The sequence below is a fragment of the Acidithiobacillus sp. TH-A36 genome (assembly GCF_057473445.1).
Genome location: NZ_JBYCKP010000572.1, coordinates 1 through 1,930 on the forward strand (window position 1 = coordinate 1; position 1,930 = coordinate 1,930).

2 protein-coding genes are annotated in these 1,930 nt (G+C 44.8%); both read left to right on the forward strand.

Annotated features, from left to right (window positions below; translation table 11 throughout):
- Nucleotides 1–398: 398 nt before the first annotated feature.
- Nucleotides 399–1,481 (forward strand): DUF3034 family protein, encoded by a 1,083-nt coding sequence (locus tag AC2VLY_RS14445; RefSeq protein ID WP_486922521.1) that lies wholly within the window; start codon nt 399–401, stop codon nt 1,479–1,481.
- Between the two features lie 22 nt (nt 1,482–1,503).
- Nucleotides 1,504–1,930: group I truncated hemoglobin (locus AC2VLY_RS14450; RefSeq protein ID WP_486922523.1), on the forward strand; the 427-nt coding region annotated here is incomplete at its 3' end.

Below are 1,930 nucleotides of genomic sequence, written 5' to 3' on the forward strand. Positions count from 1 at the left end.
AATTATTAATTATGTATGCCAGACAAATCAATGCGTCATGACACGTCATGACGTGTCATGAAAATCTGTATGACATATCATGGATTAATCATCAATAGTTAGCTTTAATGCGTACATTATTGAGCGTTACCAAAAAAGTTACGATATGTTTATATGTAAAATAAAACGTAATAATAAGTAACAAAAAATGATTTAAATATTTGTATAACATGTTGTTAAATAATTAAGAATATAATTTATCCATTAATTGCCTTGTTACCAATAAATTTAAATCCGAATCACTCGCGGTGATAATATTAAGGATTTATTCTGTGGCATGGTTGTTGCTTTTGGTTGCTGGCAATCAGTGGCAATCAGCTGTGTTAGCAAAAATCTGAAGTCCTTTTTAGGAGGAGGTTATGGATAAATTGAATATGAACGTCGTCAAATCGATGAAAGGTAAAGGATTGGCCGTTGCAATTACTTGTGCATTGGGTGCGATGGCGCCGCTGACCGCCAATGCGGCGATCGGGGCTGCCAGCCTGTTTGGCCAGGGCCGCATTTTGGGTAGTGGGGCAGTAACCGCGATAAACGGTGCTGCTGGTGGTGGTATCAACCCTTGGGCAGTGATTTCGGGTTATGGCACCAATCAGCAAATTGGCGCGACTGCTTTTTATTCGCACCTGTTATTAAGTAACTACAACGTAGATATATATGGAGCCGCAGTTGGATTGTTTAACCGTTTTGAGGTTTCTTTCGCGCGCCAAAGTTTTAGTGTAGGAAATACTGGAAACGATCTTGATGCAGCTATCAATAGTTATGCGTATGGTTTGCATCATATTAGTCCAAGTGCTGAACAACTGGGTGCGCCTGCTTCTCAAACCTTGGGATTGTCCGGCCCCGCGTTTTTTGGAAACAGCTATGAATTAAACCAGGATATTGTTGGGATCAAGGCCAGACTGTTTGGTAATATTGTCTACGATCAGAACTGGTGGGAGCCGGAAGTTTCTGTCGGGGTAGATTTTCACCATAGTGAAATGCCCAAGAATTTGGCGGCCACATTGGGTGTAACGCGCAATGGCGTCAGCTATTATCTTTCTGCGACCAAGGTATGGATCAATGGATTATTTGGTTTAACGACATTAGCTGACGTGAATATCGATGTAACCAATGCTAACCAGCAAGGCCTTTTAGGGTTTGGTGGTGTTAATGGTATGGGCTACAAGGTGATACCCGCAGCATCCGTAGGTGTCTTTCTGAATCGTCATGTTGTATTGGGCGCAGAATATCGGGATATGCCGCAGAATCAGTTGATTGCTAACTCAGGACCGCTAAAAGGTCTTGGTGATGCGGTTTCAAAAACCAGTTCTTGGAAAGATGTCTATGTCGCTTGGTTCCCCTACAAGCAGCTTTCGCTGACAGCAGCCTATTTGGATCTGGGTACCATCGCAACCGTTAAAAACCAGAACGGCCTGTATCTGTCTCTGACCACCAGCTTCTGACCTAATTTAAGAGGAGTTTACCATGTCATTTATACCAACCTCTTCCCGTCTTTCGGCAGTAGCCAAGGGCGTCGCTCTGGCGGCAGGGTTTACGGCTGTTGCCATGATGGGGATTTCGACGGCATCCGCTCAGGATTACTATGCCCAGTACGGCGGCAAGGCCGGTATTACGGCGTTGATCAATACGTTTGTGGGTAATGTGGCTGCAGATCCGCATATCAACTACTACTTCGCACATACCAATATCCCCCACCTGAAGTACGAATTGGTGCAGCAGGTGTGTATGGCGGTGGGTGGTCCCTGCAAGTACACCGGGCTGAGCATGCGTAAAACCCATGAAGGAATGGGTGTGACAACGGCAGCCTTCAATTATCTGGCTCAGGATATGATGGATGCGATGCAAACCCGAAAGATTCCCATGGCGGCACAGAATTACCTGATTGCCATTC